We start from the raw sequence: 25,051 nt of genomic DNA, 5'->3' as shown, positions 1-25,051 counted from the left end.
TTTTGATAAAAAATACTTAATTTCGTGGAATAAATAATGTAAAAATTTAAAGGTTTCAAAAGGACATTTAGCTCAGTTGGTTTAGAGCGCTACTTTGACAGGGTAGAGGTCGTCGGTTCAAATCCGATAGTGTCCACAAAAAAAATCATTATCAAAAGTTATTATGGTTCTAATCACGACAGTAAGAGAAGGCGAATCTATTGATAAAGCCTTAAAAAAAAATAAAAAAAAGTTTGAAAAAACTCGTGTTTTAAAAGAATTTAGAGAAAGACAGCAATATGTAAAACCATCAGAATGGAGAAGAAATGAAATATTAAGAGCAAGACATAGACAACGTATAAGATTAAAAAAAGAAGGATAGATTTATAATGTTAAATAACATCAAAAATCAAGATATATCTATTTTTGGATTAATTGGTAGAAATATTAATTATTCTTTTTCAAAAAATTTTTTTTTAAAAAAATTTAAAGATGAATCTATTCATAATACTACTTATGAAATTTACGATATTCCAAAGATAGAAGAAGTACATAAAATATTTCAAAATTCCAATGTAAAAGGATGTAATGTAACTATTCCTTATAAGATTAAGATTATTCCTTTTTTAAATCAAATAGATTCATTAGCAAAATCCATCGGTTCTATTAATGTTATCAAAATTCATAAAAAACAAAAAATTGGATTTAATACAGATATCACAGGATTTGAAATTTCTTTAAAAAATATTTTAAAAAAAATTTTCAAAAAAAATTTGAAAGCATTGGTATTAGGAACGGGTGGTGCTTCAAAAACTATTGTTTTTGTACTAGAAAAAATGAATATACCATATTTGTATGTATCTCGAAAAAAAATCGGGAAAACAATTATATCTTACAAAGATGTCGGAAAAGAGATTATACAAGAGTTTCAAATCATTATTAACTGTACACCAATAGGGACATTTCCAAATATTCATACTTGTCCTCCTTTACCTTATCAATATATTTCTCAAGAACATATTCTTTATGATTTGGTTTATAATCCTGAAAAATCTCTTTTCCTGAAAAGAGGAGAAGAATATGGATCAATTATTAAAAATGGATTAGAAATGCTTCATCTTCAAGCAGAAGAATCTTGGAAAATATGGAATTCTTAAAAAACATAAATGTGATTAATGAAGTTTTCATGAGAAGAGCTATTCAATTAGCTTATAATGGTTTTTTTTTAATGGATCATTTTTATCCATTAGTTGGATACGTAATAGAAAAAAAAGGAAAAGTAATATTAGAAGATTGGTATTGTAACAAAAATCATAATGAAATGTTCTTTTCTTTAAAAAAGAGGATAAATAATGAAATAGAAAAGAAAAAAATTCTTTTATCTTCGACATTGTATATAACAATGGAACCCATTCTTTCTTATCAATCATGCATTGATTTAATTATAAAACATCAAATTCATACAGTTGTAATAGGGATGAAAAATTACCTTCTTAAAGAAAAAGGTCTATGGATAAAATCTTTAAGAAAAAATGGAATTCTAGTCTTAGAAAATTGTTTAAAAAAACAATGTTTTTTTTTAAACCGACGATTTTTTCTTTTTCGAAAAAAATTACGTCCTTATATTATTTTAAAATGGAATCAAAGTTTAGATGGTTTTATAATAAATAATAATCACTATTATAATAAAATATTTCATAAAAAATGGAAATATGAAGAACATGGATGTTTATTAGAATATAAGGTATTAATGAATTATTATAATAAAGAAAATTTAAAAATTGATTCTGATAAAATTAAATATAGGATCTTCACTATTGCTAAATATTATTATAAAAACAAAAAACAATTAAAAAATATATACCCAAAAATTGGTAATTTTTTTTTATTCTCTCATGAGACTAATAACATTAAAAATATTTTACGTTTTTTATATCGAAACAAAGTACAATCGTTACTTGTTGAAGTTGGATTAAAAATGTTAAAAATTTTTTTAAAAAAAAATATATGGAATGAATGTAGAATTTTATTGCATAAAGTTTTTATAGGAAATGGATTAAGAATACCTGACATACAAAAAAAAATATTTCATAAAACAGTTTTTAATAACAAAAAACATCAATTAATTTATATTTATAATAAATAATTTTTTAAAATTAATTTATAACATGTCAATAACCATTACTGATGATTGCATTAATTGTGGTGCATGTGAACCAGAATGTCCAAATCATGCTATTTATGAAGGAGGAAAAAAATGGAAAATATCAGATGGAACCTCTTTATGTCATGATACATTATCACATAATCCAATTAAGAAAGATACTTATTTTATTGTTTCAGAAAAATGTACAGAATGTGTAGGATTTCATGAGGAGCCACAATGTGTATTGATCTGTCCTATGAACTGTTGTATAAAAGATGATCAAAATATAGAAACAAAAGAAAATCTTTTGAAAAAAAAATTATTTTTACATGATGCAAAAAAATAATTGTTTAGTTAATATGAATTGGAATAATTTTTTGAAAAAAGAATATAAAGAAAGTTATTTTATTCGTCTAATAAATTTTCTTAATAAAGAATATAGTAATTATTATTGTTTTCCAAAAAAAAATGAAATTTTATCTGCTTTAAAGTATTGTCCTATAAAAATTTTAAAAGTTGTTATCTTAGGACAAGATCCTTACTATAAAAAAAATCAAGCAGATGGATTATGTTTTTCTGTTCCAGTTGGTACCACCATTCCTCCTTCACTGAAAAATATTTTTATAGAAGTTCATCATTGTTTTCCTGAAAAAAAAATTCCTCAAAATGGTTCTTTAATTCGTTGGGCTAAACAAGGAGTATTACTTTTAAATTCTATTTTAACCGTAAGAGAAGGAACTGCTGGTTCTCATAAAAAAAAGGGTTGGGAAATTTTCACAGATCACATAATACAATATCTTTCTAAAAAGAAAAAAAACATTGTTTTTCTTTTATGGGGGATAGAAGCAAAAAAAAAATATCATTTAATTAAATCTGTGAATAATCAACATTTTATATTAACCACATCTCATCCATCTCCTTTATCTGTACGAATGGGATTTTTCGGATCAAAACATTTTTTAAAAACCAATAACTTCCTCGTAAAAATTGGAAAATCAAAAATCATTTGGTAATGTAGACCATTACATATGAATTGCTCTGTTCTCAAAATTTAATAAGGATACTTCTTTAAACGCTTCACTTAAAGTCGGATGAGGATGACAAATTTTATAGATATCCTCAGAAGATGCATAAAATGACATTGCAACAGCACCTTCCATAATTAAATCTCCAGCGTGATCTCCAATAATATGAATTCCTAATATTTCATCTGTTTTTTTTTCAGTAATCATTTTTACAAATCCATCAGTACATCCAATCGATTGTGCTCTTCCTAACGATTTCATAGGAAATATTCCAATATTATATTTAATATTTTTTTCGATAATTTCATTTTCTGTATATCCAATACTAGCAGCTTCAGGGTACGTATAAACAACTGAAGGAATTAAATAATTGTTTAATCTTAATGTTGTATTTCTAAATTTTCCACTAATATGTTCTAGAACGTGTAATCCTTCTTCTTCTGCTTTGTGAGCTAACATTTTACCACCAATCACATCTCCGATAGCGTATATGTTTTTCACGGAAGTTTGGAAATAATCATTTACTATGATAAATCCTTTATCATCTTTTTTGATTCCTATATTTTCTAAATCTAAATATTTAGTATAAGGATTTCTTCCTATCGAAATAAGACAACAATCTCCTTCTATTGTAAATGGTTTATTTTTATATGAAGCAATGATATATATTTTTTCTTTTTTATAGAAAATATCAGATATAGAAATAGAAGTTTTTATATCCATATGCTTTCCTAAAATATTTTTCATTCCTTGACTAATAGAAGGATCCATATTTGAAAGAATATTATCCATGGAATCTACAATAGTAATTTTACTTCCTAGTCTACTAAAAATTGATCCAAATTCTAATCCAATAATTCCTCCACCTATAATAATCATTTTATTAGGAATCTTTTGAATATTTAAAAGATCATTAGATGAAAAAATATTTTTTTTATTATTAAAATTAATTCCAGGAAATGGAGTGGGATAAGATCCTGTAGAAATAATACAAAATTTAAAATGAATTTTTTTCTGTTCTTTTAAAGAAGAATAATCTTTAACAGATAGAGTATTTTTTGTTTCAAATGATCCAATTCCTTTGTAAATATCAATTTTGTTCTTTTTCATCAAAAATTCTAATCCTTTATTAAGATTTTGTATAATTCTATTTTTTCTTTCCATCATTTTTTGAAAGTCAAAAGATAATTTATCAAAAAAAATTCCATGTGAATGATAATTTTCTTTTGCAAGAAAGAAATGTTTTGAAGATTCAAGTAATGATTTAGAAGGAATACATCCAACATTTAAACAGGTTCCTCCCATTTTTCTATTTTTTTCTATAAGTGCGGTACGAAATCCAAGTTGACTTGAACGAATAGCAGAAACATATCCTCCTGGTCCAGAACCAATGATGACAACATCGTATAAATTATTCATAGTAATAATAAGTTTTAAAAAATAAAATTACATATTTAATACATATACAAAGATTAATGCTTCTACAATAGAAGAATATGATTTAATGAATGAAGATTATAGTATTTTTTTAAGTTTTCTTTACAAATGTATTTTTTCATCATTTAGATGATTGTTCTTCATAAATACAAAAATCGATAATTCAAAATAATCCTTTATTAAAAAAAAAGAAGATTCGTTCTTATTATCAGATGTTAAGTTTCTACAATTATAAGAATCTTTCTATTATATGAATGAATTATTAAATTTTATTTGTTGTCCTAGACGTTCATGTACAAGAAATAATTTATATTTGATTTTTCGAATCATTTTATATAAAATTTTTCTTAATTTTGCAGTAGTTATTGATCCTTATAAATTCAGCATTGTTTTTCCATTATTTTTTATTAGGATTTTTGTATGCTATTGATGATTCATGTAAAATTAGTTCGTTAAAATGAAGAAAATATTTTTATAAAAAAGCAAAATATAAAATATTTTTTATCTAATGACTTGTATTGATCTAATTTCTCTAATTACTGTGACTTTTATTTGACCAGGATAAATGATTGTATTTTTTATTTTCTTCATGATGTCGTAAGAAAGTTGTAGGGATTGTTTATCATTAATTTTATTACTTTCTACTAAAACTCTTAGTTCTCTCCCTGCTTGTATTGCAAATGCTTTTTTTACTCCATTAAAACTGAAAGCAATAGATTCTAATTCTTTTAATCTTCTTGAATAAGATTCGAATGAATTTTTTCGAATTCCTGGACGTGATCCACTGATGGCATCTGAAATTTGTATAACGGGTCCTATGAGTCCAGTCATTTCAATTTCGTCATGATGTCCCCCTATTGCATTATAAACTTCTATTGTTTCTCCATATTTTTTTGCCCATTTCATTCCCAAAATAGCATGAGGAAATTCTGATTCTAATTCTGTTTCAGGAATTTTTCCTATATCATGTAATAATCCAGCACGTTTTGCAATTTTTGCATTTAATCCTAATTCAGAAGATAACATCGATGATAAATGCGCAACTTCACGAGAATGTTGTAAAAGATTTTGTCCATAAGAAAAACGATACTTCATTTTTCCTATCATACTAATTAATTTTGGATGCATATCATAAATTCCTAATTCTATTAAATTTTTTTTACCTATTTCTAGAATGTCTTTTTCAAGATTTTTTTCCGTAGTTCTTACTATTTCTTCAATCTTCGCTGGGTGAATTCTACCATCTATTACTAATTTAGTAAGAGAAACTCTTGCTACTTCTCTTCGTATGGGATTAAAACATGATAAAAGAATAGTTTGTGGAGTATCATCTACAATAATTTCTACTCCTGTTGCTTTTTCTAACGCTCTAATATTTCTTCCTTCTTTACCAATGATGCGTCCTTTTACTTCATTTGAATTAATATTGAAAATTGATACGGAATTTTCAATGGATTGTTCTTTTCCAATTCTTTGAATTGACTGAATTAAGATTTTCTTTGCTTCCTTTTCTGCATTTTTTCTTGATTTATCGAGAATTTCTCTTATATATAATTTAGCTTGTTCCTTTATATTTCTTTGTAAAATTTCTATTAGTTTATCTCTAGCATGACAAGTTGATAAATTAGAGATTTTTTCTAAAAGTGCAACTTGTCGAATATGAATATTTTTAAACTCTATTCGTTTATTTTTAAGAATATTATATTTACTTTCGTAATCTTGTATTTGTAATTTTAAACGATCATTTTTTTCTAAGTAAATTTCTATTTCTTTAGAAAGATGTTCATCTTTTTCTATCGTTTGATTCTCTATTTTTATTGTTTTTTTTTCTCTAAAACGTGCATGTTTTTCATGTTGTATTCTAAGTTCTATAAATTTTCTTTTTACCTGAATCATTTGTTTCCTTTTTAGAAATTCTCTTTCTTTTTCTGCATTTCTAATAATTTTTCTTAATTGTATTTTTGATTTTTTTAACTGATGAATATGTGTTTTTAGTATAATTTTTTTTACAAAAAGATAACAGATTATAATGCCTATCAACCACCCCATTAAGAACGAAATTCCAACATTTTTTTCCATATTTTTCAATTTAAATAAAAATAAAATAGACATTTAATCCTATTTAAAACCCATATTTTTTTGAAACAAAAAACAATTTTGATTAAGGAAATTTTTTGAATAAGTACCCCATATTTAAGCATGATATATCCTTATTAAGGAGCTTAGTAATGATCAGTAAATTAGTATATTATAAAAAGTAAATAAAGTAAATAACGTACGTTAAAAATAATTTAAAATGAAACGAGTATATTTAGATAATGCAGCAACAACTCCAATGAAAAATGAGGTTATAAAAGTAATGATAAATAGCTTGAAATACTCTTTTGGAAATCCTTCTTCAATTCAACATAGTGATGGAAGAAAATCAAGATCTTTAATTGAAGAATCTAGAATATTTATAGCAAATTGTATTAATGCGTTTCCTGAAGAAATTATTTTTACTTCTGGAGGTACTGAAGCAAACAATATGATACTACGATCTTCTGTTTTTGATTTAGGAGTAGAACATATTATCACTTCTAAATTAGAACATCTGTCGGTATTACAACCGATTCATGACTTATCTTATAAACATAAAATATCTATACACTTCGTACAATTTAATAGTCAAGGAGTCCATGATATAAATCATGTAGAATTTTTACTAAAAAAATATAAACAAAAGAAAATGATGGTTAGTTTAATGTATGCTAATAATGAAATCGGAAATATTTTAGAAGTAAATAATATTTCCTTCCTTTGTAAGAAATATAATGCATATTTTCATTCAGATACAATTCAATTTATTGGAAATTATCCATTGGATATAAAAAAATTATCCTTTGATTTTGCAACAGCAAGTGCTCATAAATTCTATGGTCCTAAAGGAATAGGATTTGTTTTTATAAAAAAGTCTCTTCTTGTAAAAATAAAAGGATCCATCCTTGGAGGATTGCAAGAAAAAGGTTTACGATCAGGAACAGAAAATATATCTGGTATTGCAGGAATTTCTGAAGCATTTCGTTTATTTCAAACAAATCATTTTCATCATATAGATCAATTAAAAAAATTGAAAAAATATTGTATTCAACAATTAATAAAAATGAATAAAAATATTCTATTTAATGGTCTTTCTGATCATTACGAAAAAAGTATTCCATCTATTATAAATTTTTTATTTCCCGTAAAAAAAATAGATAATCTATTTTATTTTCGTTTAGATTTAATGGGAATTTCTGTCTCTAACGGGAGTTCTTGTAATAGTGGAAATACAAAAGAAATTTCTCATGTTATTCGGTCAATTGTCAAAAATTCAATTTTGAAGAAAACAATGCCTATAAGGATTTCTTTTGGAATTTTTAATAAAAATGAAGATATAGATATGTTGATTCATTCTTTAAATGAAATAGGAAAATACAAAAACATTTTATAATTTCAAATATCTTATTATATTTAAATCAAAAAATGAATACTGTAAAGTGAGTGGTTATATTTTTTTTCGCTCTTCTATTGGTAAGAAAATTGTTATGGCATTAACAGGTATTTTTCTTATGATTTTTTTATTATTTCATTTAACCATTAATCTTTTCTTATTTCGTGGAGAAGAATCCTTTAATGAAGCCGTAATATTCATGAGGACACATTTCATCATAAGATTATTTGAATATGTTCTAGCATTAGGATTTTTAATTCATATTATCATGGGAATTAAATTACATATTCAAAATAAGAAGAAAAATAATACAATAGATTATGCTGTTAATGCTTCTCATATTACTACAAGTTTTAGCAGTCGTACTATGATATATACTGGAATTTCTATTCTTTGTTTTTTAATTTTGCATTTGATAAATTTTATGATTCCTATGAAATATCTTTCAGGAAGATCCGATTATCATTTAGTTACCTCTTTATTTAAGAATCCCTATTATACTATTGTATACGTTTTTTCATTTTTTATGTTAGGTATTCATTTACATCATGGATTTCAATCGGGGTTTCAATCTTTGGGATTATCTAATAAAAAAAGATTTTTATGGATACAAAGATTATGTTTGATCTATCTCTTCATTATATGTTCAGGTTTTTCCATGATTGCTATTTGGTTTTTTTTTAATTAATAAAATATTTTATATGAATGATGAAAGAAGTTTTTGATATAGATGCAAAAATACCATCAGGTAATCTAAAAAATAAATGGAAAAATCACAAAGAGACATTAAAACTCGTATCTCCTAGTAATAGAAAGAACATTGAAATTATAGTAATTGGAACAGGATTAGCTGGAGGTGCTGCTTCAGCTTCTTTAGCAGAATTAGGATACCAAGTAAAAACTTTTTGTTATCAAGACTCTCCAAGAAGAGCACATTCTGTTGCCGCACAAGGAGGAATAAATGCAGCTAAGAATTATAAAGGAGATAATGATTCTATTTATCAACTTTTCCATGATACTATAAAAGGTGGAGATTATAGATCAAGAGAATCCAATGTTTATCGTTTATCTGAAATATCTTCTAATATCATTGATCAATGTGTTGCTCAAGGGGTTCCATTCGCTAGAGATTATGCTGGATATTTAGAAACTAGATCTTTTGGTGGAACTCAAGTATCTAGAACGTTTTATGCTAAAGGTCAGACTGGTCAACAACTTTTATTAGCATGTTATTCTGCTATGTCTCGACAAATAGGAAAAGGAAGAATTAAAATGTTTAATCGTCATGAAATGTTGGATCTAGTGGTGATAGATGGATATGCTCGTGGGATTATTGCAAGAAATTTAATTAACGGAAAGATTGAGAAACATGCATCTCATGCAGTTGTGATTGCTTCGGGAGGATACGGAAATGTTTTCTTTTTATCTACTAATGCAATGGGAGCAAATGCTAGTGCTATTTGGAAAGTTCATAAAAAAGGAGGATTTTTTGCAAATCCTTGTTTTACTCAAATACATCCCACTTGTATTCCTGTACATGGAAATTATCAGTCAAAACTAACATTAATGTCTGAATCATTGAGGAATGATGGAAGAATATGGGTACCTAAAAAATTGGAAGATGCTGATTTAATAAGAAAAGGAAAAAAGATTCCTAATGATGTTCATGAAAATGATAGGGATTATTTTTTAGAAAGGCGTTATCCTTCTTTTGGAAATCTTGTTCCTAGAGATGTTGCTTCAAGAGCATCTAAAGAACGTTGTGATCAAGGATTTGGAATAGAAAATAATGATACTAATGAAGGAGTTTATCTGGATTTTCATCATGCAATAAAAAGATATGGAATAGAAATATGTAATGAACTTGGTTACACCAAATTAGATGATGAATCTATCAATAAATTTGGGAAACAAATAATAGAGTCAAAATATGGTAATTTATTCCATATGTATAAAAAAATTACCGATGAAAATCCTTATCAAAGTCCTATGAAAATTTATCCTTCTGTCCATTATACTATGGGAGGATTATGGGTAGATTATAATTTAATGTCTTCTATACCAGGATGTTTTATAATCGGAGAAGCTAATTTTTCTGATCATGGAGCAAATCGTCTAGGCGCATCGGCATTAATGCAAGGATTAGCGGATGGATATTTTATTCTTCCATATACTATAGCAGACTATCTATCTGAACATATTATAAAAAAAAGGGAACGTTTAGAAAATTCTTTATTGATTAAACATAAAGCCTTTGAACAATCAGAAGAAATTGTAAAAGATGGTATAAAGTTATTAATTCAAAATAACGGAAAAATTTCTGTGGATTCTTTTCATAAAGAATTGGGGAAAATTATGTGGAAAAATGTAGGTATGATAAGAAACCATTCAGGTTTGTTAAAAGCTATTCATCAAATTAAAGAATTACGTTATGATTTTTGTAAAAACGTTTTTGTTCCAGGGCATGTTGACGAAGGATGTAATTCAGAATTAGAAAAAGCAATTCGAGTCATTGATTTTTTAGAAGTTGGAGAACTGATGGCAATGGATGCATTAAAAAGAAAGGAATCTTGTGGAAGTCACTTTAGAGAAGAATATCAAACAAAAGATGGAGAAGCTCTTCGTGATGATGAACATTATAAATATGTTTCTTTGTGGAAATACAAAAATCATCAATCGATTGATAAAGAAATTATGTATAAAGAAAAGTTGAATTTTGAATTTGTTAAACTTCAATCACGTTCTTACAAATAAAAAACATTAAATAAAAATTTTTTTATGAAAAAACTTCTCAATTTTAAACTCAAAATATGGAGACAAAAGAATCATCAAACAAAAGGATATTTTCAATCTTATACAATAGAAAACATATCTCCGAATAGTTCTTTTTTAGAAATGCTTGATATTTTAAACGATAAAATTGTTCGTAGTAAACAAGATTTTCCAATATCATTTGATCATGATTGTCGCGAAGGAATCTGTGGCATGTGTTCATTATATATCAATGGAAGAGCTCATGGTCCAGATCATTTAATTACTACTTGTCAATTACATATGCGTAAATTTAAGAATAATCAATTGATATATGTTGAGCCATGGAGATCACAATCATTTCCTATTATTCGAGATCTTATCGTTGATCGATCTGCTTTTGATCGTATTATTATTTCAGGTGGATTTATTTCTGTAAACACATTTGGAAAAACAATAGATGGAAATATAATTCCTGTTCCGAAAGAACAGGCTGAAAAATCATTTGATGCTGCAACTTGTATTGGATGTGGAGCATGTGTAGCCGCATGTAAAAATAAGTCTGCAATGTTATTTGTTGCGGCAAAAGTAGCACAATTTTCCTTTTTACCTCAAGGAAAAATAGAAAGAAAAAATCGAGTAAGAAAAATGGTTCAAAAAATGGATGAAGAAGGATTTGGATCATGTACTAATAATAAAACATGTGAAGTAGAATGTCCCAAAGGGATATCTACAGAATACATATCAATACTAAATAAAGAATATATTTGTTCTTTCACTTAATTAAAATGATTAAGAAATTTCTTTTCCTTATGGAATATTTAGATTTTGAAAAACCTATTCAAGAAATCAGAGAACAATATATTAATTGTATTCTTATAGAAAAGAAAAGTGGAATTAATATGAGGAAAATTCGTAAACAGCTACGATTTAAATTAGAAGAAACAATCAAAAAATTACACAAAAATTTGACGCCATGGCAAAGAGTTCAGTTATCTAGACATCCTAATAGACCATACACTTTAGATTATATAAAATCTATTACAGAAGAAAATTCTTTCATAGAATTACATGGCGATCGTTGTTTCGGGGATGATAAGGCAATGGTAGGTGGGTTTGGAAAAATAGAAAATATTACTTTTATGTTGATAGGAACTCAAAAAGGAAAAAATACTAAGGATAGACAATATAGGAGATTTGGGATGCCAAATCCAGAAGGATATAGAAAAGCCTTACGTTTGATGAAATTAGCAGAAAAATTTAATAAACCAATTGTTACTTTTATTGATACTCCTGGTGCATATCCAGGAATTGATGCAGAAAAGAGAGGACAAGGAGAAGCAATAGGAAAAAACATTTATGAGATGATGTGTTTAACAGTTCCTATTATTGTTTTGATCATTGGAGAAGGGGCGAGTGGTGGAGCATTAGGAATTGGAATAGGAGATCGAGTATTAATGATGGAAAATTCTTGGTATTCCGTTATTTCTCCAGAAAGTTGTTCAACAATATTATGGAAAAATTGGGATAAAAAAGAAAAATTGGCAGAATCATTAAAATTAACATCGGAAGATATGTTTAAATTAAATCTTATTGATGATATTATAAAAGAACCTCTTGGTGGGGCACACTTTTGTCCAAAAGAGGCCTGTCAATTTGTTAAAAAGAGAATTATTAAACATTACGAACATTTATCTAAATTAGATATACAATCTGTTGTTAGAAATAGGAAAAATAAATATATTTCCATAGGATTGTTTGAAAACTAATCATTTTAGTTTATAGATAACAATAACATTTTTTATTGGAAAATAAATAAAACAATTATTATTAATAATCATATAAAAAAAATAATTCCTCCTCAATCGATAGATTTAGAAGAAGCGATCATCGGTGCTATTATAGTAGATAAAAAGGCATTAGATGATATTATTGATCTAATTCCTTATGAAGTATTTTATAAAAAGGAACATCAAATAATATTTGAAACTATCAAAAAATTATATATTGAATCTCATCCAGTCGATTTATACACATTATCAAACGAATTAAAAAGAATAGATAAGTTAGAAATTATAGGTGGTGAGTTATATTTGGCTGAATTAACACAGAAAGTTATTTCTTCTGCACATATTGAATATCATTGTCGAATAGTGATTCAAAAGTTTCTTTTAAGAAGATTAATCAATTTATCTTTTGAAATTACAAGAAAATGTTATGAAGAAAAAACTGATGTTTTTAATATATTAAATTTTGCAGAATCCAAAGTATTTGAGATAAATCAAAAATATTTGGTAAAAAAAAAATATGAAAATACAAAAGATCTTGTTCAGCAAGCTATTGATAGAATCAAAACAACTAAAAAAAATGGAATAATAGGAATTTCTACAGGATTTCAAAAATTAGATGATATTACTTCAGGATGGCAAAATTCTGATTTGATTATTATAGCTTCAAGGCCGGGAATGGGAAAAACAACTTTTATGTTATCTATGATACAGAATATTGCAGTTAAAAAAAAAATTCCTTCTGTTATTTTTTCTCTTGAAATGTCTTCAATACAATTAATTACTAAATTAATTTCCTCAGAAACATGTTTGTCTTTAGATAAATTAAAAAAATCTAATTTATCCATGGAAGAATACGATTTATTAATAAGTAGAACTAAAGATTTAAAAGAATCTTCTTTATTTATTGATGATACTCCATCTTTATCGATATTTAACTTACGTGCAAAATGTCGTTATTTAATTACTCAATATGGAGTAAGATTGATATTTGTAGATTACATGCAATTAATGAATACAAATGATTATGAAAATAAATTTCAAAATAGAGAACAAGAAATATCTTTGATATCTAGAAATTTGAAATCAATGGCTAAAGAACTTAATTTACCTATTATTGCATTATCACAGTTATCAAGAGCAGTAGAAACAAGAGGAGGAAATAAACGACCTTTATTATCCGATTTAAGAGAATCTGGTTCTATTGAACAAGATGCAGATATTGTTTTATTTATTTATAGGCCAGAATATTATGGATTTAATTATTGGGATTCTAATCAAGAAAATGATTCTTGTATTGGTCAATCAGAAATTATTATAGCGAAACATAGAAATGGAAGATTAGGTAGTTTTCGATTAAGATTTATAGGGGATCAATCGAAGTTTAAAAATATAGAAGAAAAAAAATATATTCCTTTAGTTTGGGAAGAGGATTATAAAAAAAATGTGATTGAAAAAGAAAATGAATTTATACCTCCTTACGAAGAAGGAAATTTTTCTCGATAATTATTCCTAATAAAAATATTAAAATACAAAAATAAACATTGAATTATAATATTTAAATATAGAAAAAAAATTAAATTTGTATTTCTATATAAAAAACATAATATTTTTTGATACTTGTAAAATCTTCATCCGGAATTAGAGGAACCTTAGGAGGAAGAAAAGGAATGGGATTCACTCCTTTTGAAGTTATCCAATTATCTGTAGGATTTGTTTCTTGGATGAAAATCAAATATAAAAAAAATAAAAAAAAATACTTAATTATTTCTGGAAGAGATGGACGAGGAACATCTAAACTTCTACAAAATATTTTAATTAATGTTCTTCAATGTATAGGAGTGGATGTTATTGATATTGGATTATCTACTACACCTACTGTAGGTATTTCTGTGGTTAATGAGAAAGCTGATGGAGGAATGATGGTGACTGCTAGTCATAATCCAAAAAATTGGAATGGATTAAAATTATTCGATTCTTTTGGAGAATTTTTATCTGGAAAAGAATTTAAAAAACTTTTTTTATTATCCGAACAACAATGGTTTCCTTTTGCTCCTTATAAAAAATTAGGAAAATATTTATATCAAAATAATTGTATTCAAAAACACGTAGATAAAATTTTATCTTTACCTATTATAGATGTCAATCTAATTAGAAAATTACAATTAAAAATTGTGGTAGATGGAATTAATTCTACAGGTGGAATTGCCGTACCTATTCTTTTGAAACGTTTAGGAGTAGAAATTGTTAAGATATATTGTAATCCAAATGGAGAATTTATGCATAATCCTGAACCTATTCAAAGAAATTTAAAAGAAATTTGTAAAAAAGTTCCTGATATTCAAGCAAATATGGGAATTTCTGTAGATCCTGATGTCGATCGTGTAGTTTTTATCTGTGAAAATGGTGATTTTTTTGGAGAAGAATATACATTAGTCTCTATCGCAGATTTTGTGCTGGAAAATACTTTAGGTCCAGTAGTGTCAACCTTATCTTCTTCTTACGCACTTAAAGATCTTTCAATTAAGAAAAATGTTCCTTTTTATGAAACTCCTGTAGGAGAAATAAATGTTATAAACAAAATGAAAGAAACAAATGCTGTGATTGGAGGAGAAGGAAATGGAGGAATTATTTATCCCAATTTCCGTTATGGAAGAGATGCTTTAGTAGGTATTGCCTTATTTTTAACACAAATTGCAAAAAAATCTTCTATCTTATTATCTGAATTGAAAAAAAAATATTTTCATTCTTTTATATCTAAAAAAAAAATTCAATATGCATATAATCACGATATTTTATTTAGAAAAATAAAAGAAAAATATATAGATAATAAAATGGACTTTAGTGATGGAATTAAAATATACTATTCAAAATATGAATGGACTCATGTTAGAAAATCTAATACGGAAAATATTCTTCGAATTTACTCAGAAAGTATATCAAAAAAACGATCTGATTCGTTATCAAAAAATATGATATTGTATATAAAAAATTTTATCTCATTATGTCACAAAAAATCATTGAGTATATAGAAAATAAATTTATCGATAAAAAAATGTTTCCTTCTTTTCGTTCTGGAGATACAATTACCGTATATTTTGAAATTAAAGAAGGAGAAAAAAAAAGAATTCAATCTTTTAAAGGAATTGTAATAAAAAAACAAGGAAAAGGACTAACAAAAACATTTACTGTTCGAAAAACAAGTGTTGGTGGAATTGGAGTTGAACGTACATTCGGAATCAATCAACATAATATAAAAAAAGTAGATCTCAATAAGCGAGGAAAAGTCCGAAGGTCAAAAATATTTTATTTTCGTTTTCTTAGAGGTAAAAAAGCAAAAGTAAAAAATTAGAAAATAATAAAAAGCAAAGAAGAGAGAATATCTCTCTTTTTTGCTTTTCCAATTTTTTATTTATTGTTTATTATCTTTAACGTTATTTTCAGTATTTGGTTTTTCTTTATCAGAGGTTACGTTACTTCCACTTGTTTCATCATTACTACTTTTTTTAGAAGAAGATTCTTCATTATTTGATGTTGTAGGTGGAGTAGTAGGTGGCAAATCATTGTTTTGTCCTTCATTATTTGTTTTTTCTTCTTCGGATAATGTTCCATTATTATTGTTAGAAGGGGAAGATCCGCTTTCACTTTTATTTTTGTTATTACAACTTACGGTAAACAAAAATATTGCTAATAAAATTGTAGTAAACGTAATTCTTATTTTTTTCATCATAATCAAAAGATATTTCTGTTATTAGTTAATCAATATTTTGGACAAATTTATATAAAAATTTTAAATGAAAAAATATATCATTATTTGTATTTTACAATAAAAAATAAAATAACTTATTATTTTTTCATTTTTCTTTTGCATAGAAAGAATGTTACATAAAATATCTTAATTAATTAGAGAATTATTTGATAAAAATTTTTTAAAAACAAAAAATTATGTCTTTAAATGAAAAAATTTTGAAGAATGCGTTAACTTTTGACGATGTTTTGCTTGTACCCAATTATTCTTCCATTTTACCTTCGGAAGTATCTCTTGAAGTTGATCTTACACTAGATATAAAACTCAATATTCCAATATTAAGCGCTGCTATGGATACTGTGACTGAATCTTCTCTTGCAATTTCTCTTGCAAGAGAAGGGGGGATTGGGATTATTCATAAAAATATGAATATAAAAAGTCAAACAGAAGAAGTTTATAAGGTAAAAAGAAGCGAAAATGGAATGATTGATCATCCTATCACTCTTTCTAGAAATTCCACACTAAGACAAGCACAATATCTTATGAAAAAATATAAAATTTCTGGATTACCTGTAGTAGAAAAAAATCAATATCTTTTAGGAATCATTACAAAAAGAGATATAAAATATCGTAAAAATTTAGATTCTTTGGTTGAAGATGTTATGACAAAAGAAAAATTAATTACTTCTCAAAAGAATATAAATATGGAAGAAGCAAAAAATATTCTATTAAAAGAAAAAATTGAAAAACTTCCTATTGTAGATGAAAAAAATAAATTAATTGGTTTAATAACAATTAGAGATATTGATAATGTCATTGAATATCCAAATGCATGTAAAGATTCAAAAGGATGTCTACGTGTAGGTGCGGCTGTAGGGATAAATAAAGAGACAATGAATAGGGTAGAATCTTTACATAAAAAAAGTATTGATCTTATTGCAATAGACTCTGCACATGGACATTCTTCAAGAGTATTAAATATAGTTCAAAAAATTCGAAATGCTTATCCTAACATGGCTTTATTAGTAGGAAATATAGTCACTCCTCAAGGAGCTAAAGATTTGATTGATTCAGGAGCTACTATTTTAAAAGTAGGAATTGGATCTGGATCTATTTGTACCACTAGAGTGATAGCAGGAGTAGGAATGCCTCAAATTACAGCGATCAATGATGTTTATGAATATGCAAAAACTCGAAACGTTCATATTATTTCTGATGGTGGAATTAGATATTCCGGAGATATTGTAAAAGCTATTGCTTCTGGAGCTAGTGCAGTAATGATTGGAAGTTTATTCGCTGGAACGGATGAATCTCCTGGAGAGGAAGTAATTCTTCAAGGAAGAAAATTTAAAAGTTATGTAGGGATGGGATCTCTAATTGCTATGAAAAGAGGAAGTAGAGATCGATATTTTCAATTTAATGAAAAATATGTTCCAGAAGGAATTGAAGCAATTGTTCCATACAAAGGAACAATGAAAGATGTACTTTATCAAATATGTGGAGGATTGAGATCTGGAATGGGATATTGTGGAACACCAACCATAAAAAATTTAAAGAAAACGGGAAAGTTTGTAGTTATTACAAATTCTGGATTGAAAGAAAATCATCCACATAGTGTAAACATTATAAAAGAATCACCTAATTACAGCAAATAAAGTACCCGGGACGGGAGTTGAACCCGTACGATCAAAATGATCACAGGATTTTAAGTCCTGTGTGTCTACCAATTCCACCACCCGGATAGATTTATTTAAAGCGAGAAACGGGATTCGAACCCGTGACTCCGACCTTGGCAAGGTCGTACTCTAACCAACTGAGCTATTCTCGCAATGAGATAACTAATTTAAAAATAGTTTAGTATATCTAGCAAATTAGTTTATTTTAATGAATTAATTATATCATTAACTTTTATTTTTTCATTAGATAATAAATGGATAATATCATTCATTTTTTTTATAGAAATTGTGAGAATTTGTTTATGAGATTCTAGATCAGAATTATTCAAATTTGTTTTGAATATTTTTTTTGCTCTATAAATAACCTTTTCTGGAATTCCAGCCATTTTTGCAATATGAATTCCGAAGCTGTTTTTACAATGACCAGTCATTAATTTTCTCATAAAAATGAGTTCTTCATCTATTTTTTTTACAGAAATATAAAAATTTTTGATTCTTTTGAAGAAGCGATTCATTTTCGTAATTTCGTGATAATGAGTAGCAAATAAAGTAAAAGGACGACATGAATGTTCATGTAAAAATTCTACGATTGATTGAGCTATAGAAATTCCATCTTGCATACTTGTTCCTCTTCCTATTTCATCCAAAATAATAAAACTTCTTGCAGTTATGTTATTCAATATATTTGCCGTTTCATTCATTTCTACCATAAAAGTGGATTCACCTATAGATATATTATCATATGCACCAACTCTACTAAATATTTTATCTACTATCCCTATTTTTGCATTTTTTGCAGGAATGAAACTACCTATATGTGCCATTAATATGATAATTGCAATTTGACGTAAATATGCAGATTTACCAGACATATTTGGACCTGTGATCATTAAAATTTGTTGAATTTCTTTGTCAAGAAAAATATCATTAGGGATATATGAGTTTTTACTCATTATTGTTTTTTCAATTACAGGATGTCGACTATCTACAATGGATATTCCTTTATGATTCGTAATTGTAGGCATAGTATAATTATTTTCTAAAGCTACTGAAGAAAAAGAACACAGTACATCAATTTTTCCAATTTTTTTTGCATTATTTTTTAAATCTTTTATTTCTTTTGAAATTTCTTTAATAAAAGAAGAAAAAATTTTTTTTTCTATATAAAAAATATTGTTTGAAGCATGTAATATTTTTGATTCAAAATCTTTTAATTCTTTTGTAAGATATCTTTTGCAATGAGATAATCGTTGCTTTTCAATCCAATGATGAGGAATTTTCTTTTTTTCGTGGATTTTTATTTCAAAATAATATCCAAATATTTTACTATATCCTATTTTAAGATTAGATATCCCTGTATTTAATTTTTCTGATAAGCATAATTTTTCAACGTATTCTTTTTGGGAGAAATATAAATCACGCATTTTATCTAACTCTTTTGAAACTCCTTTCATAATGACGTTACCTTTCCCTTTTTCTATAGAAGATGGTGGATTTTCTTGTATTGTTTTTCGAATTTTATCAGATATATGTAAACAATCTTTCAAAGATGAAAAAATAAGGGTTAGTACACTTTTTTTTTTATGAATAAGAATTTCCTTTTTCATTTTATCAATGGATATAATCGATTTTCCCAATAAATCTATTTCTCTAGGAGAAACTTTTTCCAAAGAAATTTTTGAAGTTATTCTTTCTATATCACATAATTGTTTCATTTGTTTGTTTATAAAAATTCGTAAAGAGTTGTTTTCACATAATTCCTTAACTATTTTTTGACGTTTTTCGATAATATATTTTTTCGATGAAGGAAAAAGAATCCATTTTTTTAAAAGTCTTCCACCCATGGGAGTAATTGTTTGATCCAATATTTTTAATAAAGAAAATCCTTCTTTATTAAAAGGTTGAAATATTTCTAAGTTTTGAAATGTATAGTCATCTATACAAACTGATTCTTCTTTTTTTATGGGATGAATATTATATATATGATTGATTTTAAAGTGATTTGTATCATGAAGATAACATAATATTACTCCTGATGATATAATTCCAAGTTTTAAATTATTGATTCCAAAACCTTTCAACGAATTTGTTTTAAAATGTGATATTAATTTTTCATATGCAAAGGAATATTCAAAAATCCAATCTTCCATTAGAAATGTGTAATATTTATTTTTTAATAATTTTTGAAAAAGGTTTTTTTCTTTTCTTTGAATAAGAATTTCACTGGGATCAAAATTTCTTATATATCTTAAAATATTATCTTGTTTATCTTCTGTTGTAAAAAATTCTCCCGTTGAGATATCTAATAAACTTAATCCGAAAAAATTTTTTTCTACATGAATTGACGCCAAAAAATTGTTACTTTTACTCGGTAAAACATTATCATAAGTATTTATTCCAGGAGTAATCAGTTCTACTACTCCTCTTTTTACAAGGTTTTTTCCTTTTTTAGGTTCTTCTAGTTGATTACAAATAGCAACACGAAATCCTGCATGAATTAATTTTGGTAAATAGATATTTAAAGAATGGCATGGAAATCCTGATAATTGAATATGATTCAATCGTTTTGTTAATACAATATGAAGTGTTTGAGAACAGACAATTGCATCTTTGCCAAACGCTTCGTAAAAATCTCCAACTTGAAAAAGTAAAATGGTGTCTGGATATTGTTTTTTTATATCATTGTATTGTTGAATTAATGGAGTATTTTCTTTTTTTTTACTCATATCTATGTTTATATAAAGTGTATATAAATTGAATTTTATTTTTATAAAATAATAGATTTTTTCACTATTAACATTGATTTTTGTTATAATAAAAAATACGCATGCTAAAAAAGTTTAGAGAATATAAAAAATTAGATATAAAAAAAATAACAGAAGAAATTTTTCAATATTGGAAAAAAAATAAGATTATTTTACGTAGTTTCAGAAATTTATATCAAAAAAAATGTAGAAAATATGTTTTATACGAAGGACCACCATCTTTAAACGGAGAACCAGGGGTTCATCATATGTTAAGTAGAACTATAAAAGATATTTTTTGCAGATTTCATGCTTTGAAAGGAAACAATGTTTTTAGAAAAGCTGGATGGGATACTCACGGATTACCAGTTGAAATTGCTATAGAAAAAAAAATTGGAATTAACAAAAATCATATTGGGAAAAAAATAAGTATAAAAAAATATAACGATTTATGTTATAAGTTTGTAAAACAATCTCTAAAAAAATGGATTTCTTTTACAGAAAAAATTGGTTATTGGATTGATACAGAAAATGCATATATCACTTGTAATGCCAAGTACATCGAGAGCGTTTGGTCATTAATTAAAAAATTACATGATAAAAATTTTCTTTATAAAGGATATACGGTACAACCTTATTCTCCTTCTGCAGGTACAGGAATTAGCTATAACGAACTCAATATGCAAGGAGCTTATAGAAAGGTAATACAACCTTCTCCTTTTTTGAAATTTAAATCTATCAAGAAATCATTACCTGAAAAGTTTAAAAATATCAAAGAAGATATTTATTTGGTATCATGGACGACAACTCCTTGGACTTTACCATCTAATACAGCATTAGCTGTAGGAAATAATATATACTATGTGTTGATCAAAACATATAATAAAAATACCCATAAAAAAGAATTATTAATCCTTTCTAAACAATCCATTCATCATGTATTAATATCCAAAAAATATTACGAAGTTTTTAAAGAAAATGAATTAGATCTTTGTTATGATGGAAAAATTCCTTTTTTAATTATAAACGAATTTAAAGGAAAGGAATTGTTCAACAGTAAATACGAACAATTATTACCTTGGTTTTTACCTTATTATAATAAAGATCATGCATTTAAAATTGTAAATGGAGATTTTATAAAGGAAAAAGAAGGTACTGGAATTGTTCATATAGCTCCAACATTTGGCATGGATGATTTTTCTCTATCAAAACAATATAATATTCCATTGATGTTAGTATTAAATGAAAAGAATCAACCCATTCCATTGGTAGATCTTCAAGGAAGATTTCTTAATATTTTACCTTTTGGATTCGGAGGCAAATACATAAAAAATGAATATGATCCATATGGAATACAAAAAACATCAGTAGATGATGAAATGATTTCTTTTCTAAAAAAAAATAATTGTATTTTAAGAACGGAAATGTATTCTCATTTTTATCCTTATTGTTGGAGAACGGAAAAACCAATATTTTATTACCCATTAAATTCATGGTTTCTAAGTACTACAAAAATAAAAGAAAAAATTATTCTTCTTAATAAAACTATTAAATGGCATCCAAGTTTCATAGGAAATAAACGTTTTCATTCTTGGTTACAAAATTTGAAAGATTGGAATTTATCACGTTCTAGATACTGGGGGACCCCGATTCCTATTTGGACTACTCAAGAAGGAGATGAAAAAAAAGTTATTGGATCTATTAAACAATTATATTCAGAAATACAAAAATCTATTGATAAAGGATTTATGAAAATAAATATTTTTAAGGATTTTATATTGGACGATATGAGCAATGAAAACTATGAAAATATAAATTTACATAAACATATTGTAGATAAAATTATTTTAGTTTCTTCAAAAGGAAAACCAATGAAAAGAGAGTCAGATGTAATAGATGTATGGTTTGATTCTGGATCGATGCCTTATGCACAAATTCATTATCCTTTTGAAAATAAAGAAATGATAGATAATAAATTATTATTTCCATGTGATTTTATATCAGAAGGAATAGATCAGACTAGAGGATGGTTTTTTACCTTACATACAATAAGTAGTATGGTATTTGATACTATTGCCTATAAAAATGTGGTTTGTACAGGACTTGTATTGGATAAATATGGACAAAAAATGTCAAAAAGTAAGGGAAATTCAATTAATCCTTTTGATTTACTTGAAAAGTACGGTCCTGATGCTATTCGTTGGTATATTGTTTACAATTCTCCTCAATGGGAAAATTTAAAATTTAATTTGGATGGAATTGATTCATCAATTAAAAAGTTTTTTGTTACATGGTTTAATGTTTATAAATTTTTTTCTTTATATGCCAATATAGATGGATTTTCTCATAAAAAAGAAAAACAAATAATACTTAAGGATTGTACAATTTTAGATTTATGGATACTTTCCGAATTGAATACAATGATCAAGAAAACCAATGAATCCTATAAAATATTTAATCCACACCAATCTGCTCGATTAATTTTCTATTTTGTTTTAAATCAATTAAGTAATTGGTATGTAAGATTATGTAGAAGAAGATTTTGGAAAGAAGAATATTCAAAAAATAAAGAATGTGCCTATCGGATCCTTTATTATTGTTTGATTAATATATCAAAAATATCTTCTCCAATAATTCCCTTTTTTTCAGAAAGAATGTACGTAGATTTACGTATTCCATATGAGGAAAAAGAATTAATTAGTGTTCATTTAAGTGATTTTCCAAAGTATGATAATCAATTTATCAATAAAAGATTAGAAAAAAATATGTTATTTATTCAACAAATAGTTGGAATGATTTTTTCGTTAAGAAAAAAAAATAATATAAAAATTAAACAACCTATAAAAAAGGGACTAATATTTATCTATAATCCAAATCATCTTCCTAAAAAAAAAGAATTAAATGAGTTAGAAGGAATTCTTTTAAAAGAATCTAATGTAAAAAAAATAGATTTTATTACTAATTTTCAAAAATTAGAAATGGAAAAAAATATAAAACCTAATTATAAAGTTTTAGGACCTAAATTTAGAAATAAAACAAATAAAATATCTAAAATTATTAATCAATTTACTCAAAAAGAAATTGAAAAAATAGAGAAAAATCAATCCATTTTTATTCCTTTGGAAGGAGAAAAAATTTCTATTTCATTAGAAGACGTAATAATTATTTCAACTCCTTATAAAAATTGGTCTATTTTAAAAGGAAAAAACATGACAGTTGCTTTAGATTTACGTATTTCTCATCATCTTGAAGAAGAAGGATTTATTAGAGAATTTATAAGAAATATACAAATTTTGAGAAAACAAAATAACTACCATGTAGTTGATAGAATCGTACTTTTTGTTCAAGTCAAGGATTTTACTTATAAATCTTTTATAAAACAGAATCAACCTCTTATTTGTAAAGAAATTCTTGCAAAAAAAATTCTTTTTGATTTTCAAAAAGATATGAAAAAAATTTCCATGAATAATCATATCTTTTACATAAAAATAAACAAATTGAAAAGTTAATAATAAAAAGTTTTTAAAATCCATCAATAAATTGATAACATTAAAAATTATGAATCTTTTTCGAAAGACTTTTTTTATTATTTTATTTACTCTGTTAATTGATCATATTTTAAAAATATATGTAAAAACTCATTTTAAACTAGGAGGAATATTTCCATTATTTTCTTTTTTTTGGATTGTTTTTATAGAAAATCCTGGAATGGCATATGGAATGCTTTTAGGAAAAGGATATTATGGGAAAATATTACTTAGTGTAATTCGTTTTTTTTTGATTATTATTATTTCTTTTTTTCATTTTAAAATTATTAAAAAACTTGAGAAAGAGAAAAAAAAAAAAGAATATCTTATTATTCCTACTAGTTTAATTTTATCAGGTGCTATAGGAAATTTTTTAGATAGTGCTTTGTATGGATCCTTTTTTGATAAAGGAACTATTTATAATAAAGAAAATCAAAAATGGATGCCTTATTCTGGAATATCTAGAATAATTTTTGGAAAAGAAAGTGGATATGCTACTTTTATGGAAGGCTGTGTTGTCGATTTATTTTTTTTTCATATAAAAAATTTCCATATTCCTGGATATATCCCTTTTTTTGGAGGAGATCAAGTGCAATTTTTTCAAACGGTTTTTAATTTTTCTGATGTTATAATATTTATTGGAATCATTTTGTTAATTTTTTTTAAAACAAAAATTCAATGTTATGGGAAATTTTTTTGATGTTTGCATTATTTTTTGATAATTATAAAAATCTCTATAGATTTGTATCAATCTGATTT

20 protein-coding genes and 3 tRNA genes are annotated in these 25,051 nt (G+C 25.8%); 17 read left to right on the top strand and 6 right to left on the bottom strand.

The window, feature by feature from the left end; all coding sequences use genetic code 11:
• Positions 1 to 61: 61 nt before the first annotated feature.
• The 6 genes from H0H42_RS02185 to H0H42_RS02160 all read left to right on the top strand — a co-directional run bounded on the left by H0H42_RS02185 (position 62) and on the right by H0H42_RS02160 (position 3,138).
• Positions 62 to 136: transfer RNA gene (locus tag H0H42_RS02185), tRNA-Val, on the top strand.
• A 27-nt stretch (positions 137 to 163) separates the two neighbouring features.
• Positions 164 to 361, top strand: coding sequence for a 30S ribosomal protein S21 (gene rpsU / locus H0H42_RS02180; RefSeq protein WP_185868421.1), 198 nt, complete (start codon positions 164 to 166; stop codon positions 359 to 361).
• Between the two features lie 7 nt (positions 362 to 368).
• Positions 369 to 1,136 (top strand): shikimate dehydrogenase family protein, encoded by a 768-nt coding sequence (locus H0H42_RS02175; RefSeq protein WP_185868420.1) that lies wholly within the window; start codon positions 369 to 371, stop codon positions 1,134 to 1,136.
• Positions 1,124 to 2,125 carry a dihydrofolate reductase family protein gene (locus H0H42_RS02170; protein WP_185868419.1) on the top strand — a complete coding sequence of 334 codons (1,002 nt, stop codon included), beginning with the start codon at positions 1,124 to 1,126 and terminating at the stop codon, positions 2,123 to 2,125. The genes H0H42_RS02175 and H0H42_RS02170 overlap by 13 nt, the downstream gene beginning before the upstream one ends.
• Before the next feature lie 22 nt (positions 2,126 to 2,147).
• Positions 2,148 to 2,471, top strand: coding sequence for a 4Fe-4S binding protein (locus H0H42_RS02165; RefSeq protein WP_185868418.1), 324 nt, complete (start codon positions 2,148 to 2,150; stop codon positions 2,469 to 2,471).
• Entirely contained in the window at positions 2,455 to 3,138 is a 684-nt protein-coding gene (locus H0H42_RS02160) for a uracil-DNA glycosylase (protein WP_185868417.1), read from the top strand. Before H0H42_RS02165 ends, H0H42_RS02160 begins: the two co-directional genes overlap by 17 nt.
• A gap of 9 nt (positions 3,139 to 3,147) precedes the next feature.
• Here H0H42_RS02160 and lpdA read toward each other — a convergent pair whose 3' ends face one another.
• The gene (gene lpdA / locus H0H42_RS02155; RefSeq protein WP_185868416.1) at positions 3,148 to 4,569 is read right to left on the bottom strand and encodes a dihydrolipoyl dehydrogenase; all 1,422 of its coding nucleotides are present in this window, start codon (positions 4,567 to 4,569) and stop codon (positions 3,148 to 3,150) included.
• A 519-nt stretch (positions 4,570 to 5,088) separates the two neighbouring features.
• A complete protein-coding gene (rny, locus tag H0H42_RS02150; RefSeq protein ID WP_185868415.1) occupies positions 5,089 to 6,666 on the bottom strand; it encodes a ribonuclease Y in 1,578 nt (525 codons plus the stop codon).
• 217 nt (positions 6,667 to 6,883) lie between these two features.
• On the opposite strand from rny, the gene H0H42_RS02145 reads away from it, so the two are divergent.
• The 8 genes from H0H42_RS02145 to rplS all read left to right on the top strand — a co-directional run bounded on the left by H0H42_RS02145 (position 6,884) and on the right by rplS (position 15,949).
• Positions 6,884 to 8,059: a cysteine desulfurase family protein gene (locus tag H0H42_RS02145; RefSeq protein ID WP_185868414.1), complete on the top strand. Its 1,176-nt coding sequence runs from the start codon at positions 6,884 to 6,886 to the stop codon at positions 8,057 to 8,059.
• Between the two features lie 46 nt (positions 8,060 to 8,105).
• Complete coding sequence (locus H0H42_RS02140; RefSeq protein ID WP_185868413.1) at positions 8,106 to 8,747, top strand: succinate dehydrogenase cytochrome b subunit; 642 nt, start codon at positions 8,106 to 8,108, stop codon at positions 8,745 to 8,747.
• 17 nt (positions 8,748 to 8,764) lie between these two features.
• Positions 8,765 to 10,813, top strand: coding sequence for a fumarate reductase/succinate dehydrogenase flavoprotein subunit (locus tag H0H42_RS02135; protein WP_394798833.1), 2,049 nt, complete (start codon positions 8,765 to 8,767; stop codon positions 10,811 to 10,813).
• Positions 10,814 to 10,837: 24 nt separating this feature from the next.
• Positions 10,838 to 11,593: a succinate dehydrogenase/fumarate reductase iron-sulfur subunit gene (locus tag H0H42_RS02130; RefSeq protein WP_185868411.1), complete on the top strand. Its 756-nt coding sequence runs from the start codon at positions 10,838 to 10,840 to the stop codon at positions 11,591 to 11,593.
• A gap of 29 nt (positions 11,594 to 11,622) precedes the next feature.
• A complete protein-coding gene (locus H0H42_RS02125; RefSeq protein WP_185868410.1) occupies positions 11,623 to 12,579 on the top strand; it encodes an acetyl-CoA carboxylase carboxyltransferase subunit alpha in 957 nt (318 codons plus the stop codon).
• Between the two features lie 27 nt (positions 12,580 to 12,606).
• Positions 12,607 to 14,103, top strand: a complete 1,497-nt coding sequence (gene dnaB / locus H0H42_RS02120) for a replicative DNA helicase (protein WP_185868768.1) — start codon at positions 12,607 to 12,609, stop codon at positions 14,101 to 14,103.
• Between the two features lie 107 nt (positions 14,104 to 14,210).
• Positions 14,211 to 15,629, top strand: a complete 1,419-nt coding sequence (locus H0H42_RS02115; RefSeq protein WP_185868409.1) for a phosphohexomutase domain-containing protein — start codon at positions 14,211 to 14,213, stop codon at positions 15,627 to 15,629.
• Positions 15,602 to 15,949 carry a 50S ribosomal protein L19 gene (gene rplS / locus H0H42_RS02110; RefSeq protein WP_185868408.1) on the top strand — a complete coding sequence of 116 codons (348 nt, stop codon included), beginning with the start codon at positions 15,602 to 15,604 and terminating at the stop codon, positions 15,947 to 15,949. Before H0H42_RS02115 ends, rplS begins: the two co-directional genes overlap by 28 nt.
• A gap of 60 nt (positions 15,950 to 16,009) precedes the next feature.
• Here rplS and H0H42_RS02105 read toward each other — a convergent pair whose 3' ends face one another.
• Positions 16,010 to 16,327 carry a hypothetical protein gene (locus H0H42_RS02105; protein WP_185868407.1) on the bottom strand — a complete coding sequence of 106 codons (318 nt, stop codon included), beginning with the start codon at positions 16,325 to 16,327 and terminating at the stop codon, positions 16,010 to 16,012.
• 215 nt (positions 16,328 to 16,542) lie between these two features.
• Here H0H42_RS02105 and guaB point away from each other — a divergent pair, with 215 nt between their 5' ends.
• Positions 16,543 to 18,000, top strand: a complete 1,458-nt coding sequence (guaB, locus tag H0H42_RS02100; RefSeq protein WP_185868406.1) for an IMP dehydrogenase — start codon at positions 16,543 to 16,545, stop codon at positions 17,998 to 18,000.
• Positions 18,001 to 18,002: 2 nt separating this feature from the next.
• Here guaB and H0H42_RS02095 read toward each other — a convergent pair.
• The 3 genes from H0H42_RS02095 to mutS all read right to left on the bottom strand — a co-directional run bounded on the left by H0H42_RS02095 (position 18,003) and on the right by mutS (position 20,747).
• Positions 18,003 to 18,087: transfer RNA gene (locus tag H0H42_RS02095), tRNA-Leu, on the bottom strand.
• A 12-nt stretch (positions 18,088 to 18,099) separates the two neighbouring features.
• Positions 18,100 to 18,173: transfer RNA gene (locus H0H42_RS02090), tRNA-Gly, on the bottom strand.
• A gap of 48 nt (positions 18,174 to 18,221) precedes the next feature.
• Positions 18,222 to 20,747, bottom strand: coding sequence for a DNA mismatch repair protein MutS (mutS, locus tag H0H42_RS02085; protein ID WP_185868405.1), 2,526 nt, complete (start codon positions 20,745 to 20,747; stop codon positions 18,222 to 18,224).
• A 101-nt stretch (positions 20,748 to 20,848) separates the two neighbouring features.
• Between mutS and ileS the strand changes: the two genes are divergently transcribed.
• Entirely contained in the window at positions 20,849 to 24,274 is a 3,426-nt protein-coding gene (gene ileS / locus H0H42_RS02080; RefSeq protein ID WP_185868404.1) for an isoleucine--tRNA ligase, read from the top strand.
• A 49-nt stretch (positions 24,275 to 24,323) separates the two neighbouring features.
• Complete coding sequence (locus tag H0H42_RS02075) at positions 24,324 to 24,992, top strand: lipoprotein signal peptidase (protein ID WP_185868403.1); 669 nt, start codon at positions 24,324 to 24,326, stop codon at positions 24,990 to 24,992.
• The last annotated feature ends 59 nt before the right edge of the window (positions 24,993 to 25,051 follow it).

This window comes from Blattabacterium cuenoti (assembly GCF_014252275.1).
Classification (GTDB): domain Bacteria; phylum Bacteroidota; class Bacteroidia; order Flavobacteriales; family Blattabacteriaceae; genus Blattabacterium; species Blattabacterium cuenoti_O.
The sequence above is the reverse complement of the archived record's forward strand: the minus strand, read 5'-3'. Positions and strand labels throughout refer to the sequence as shown.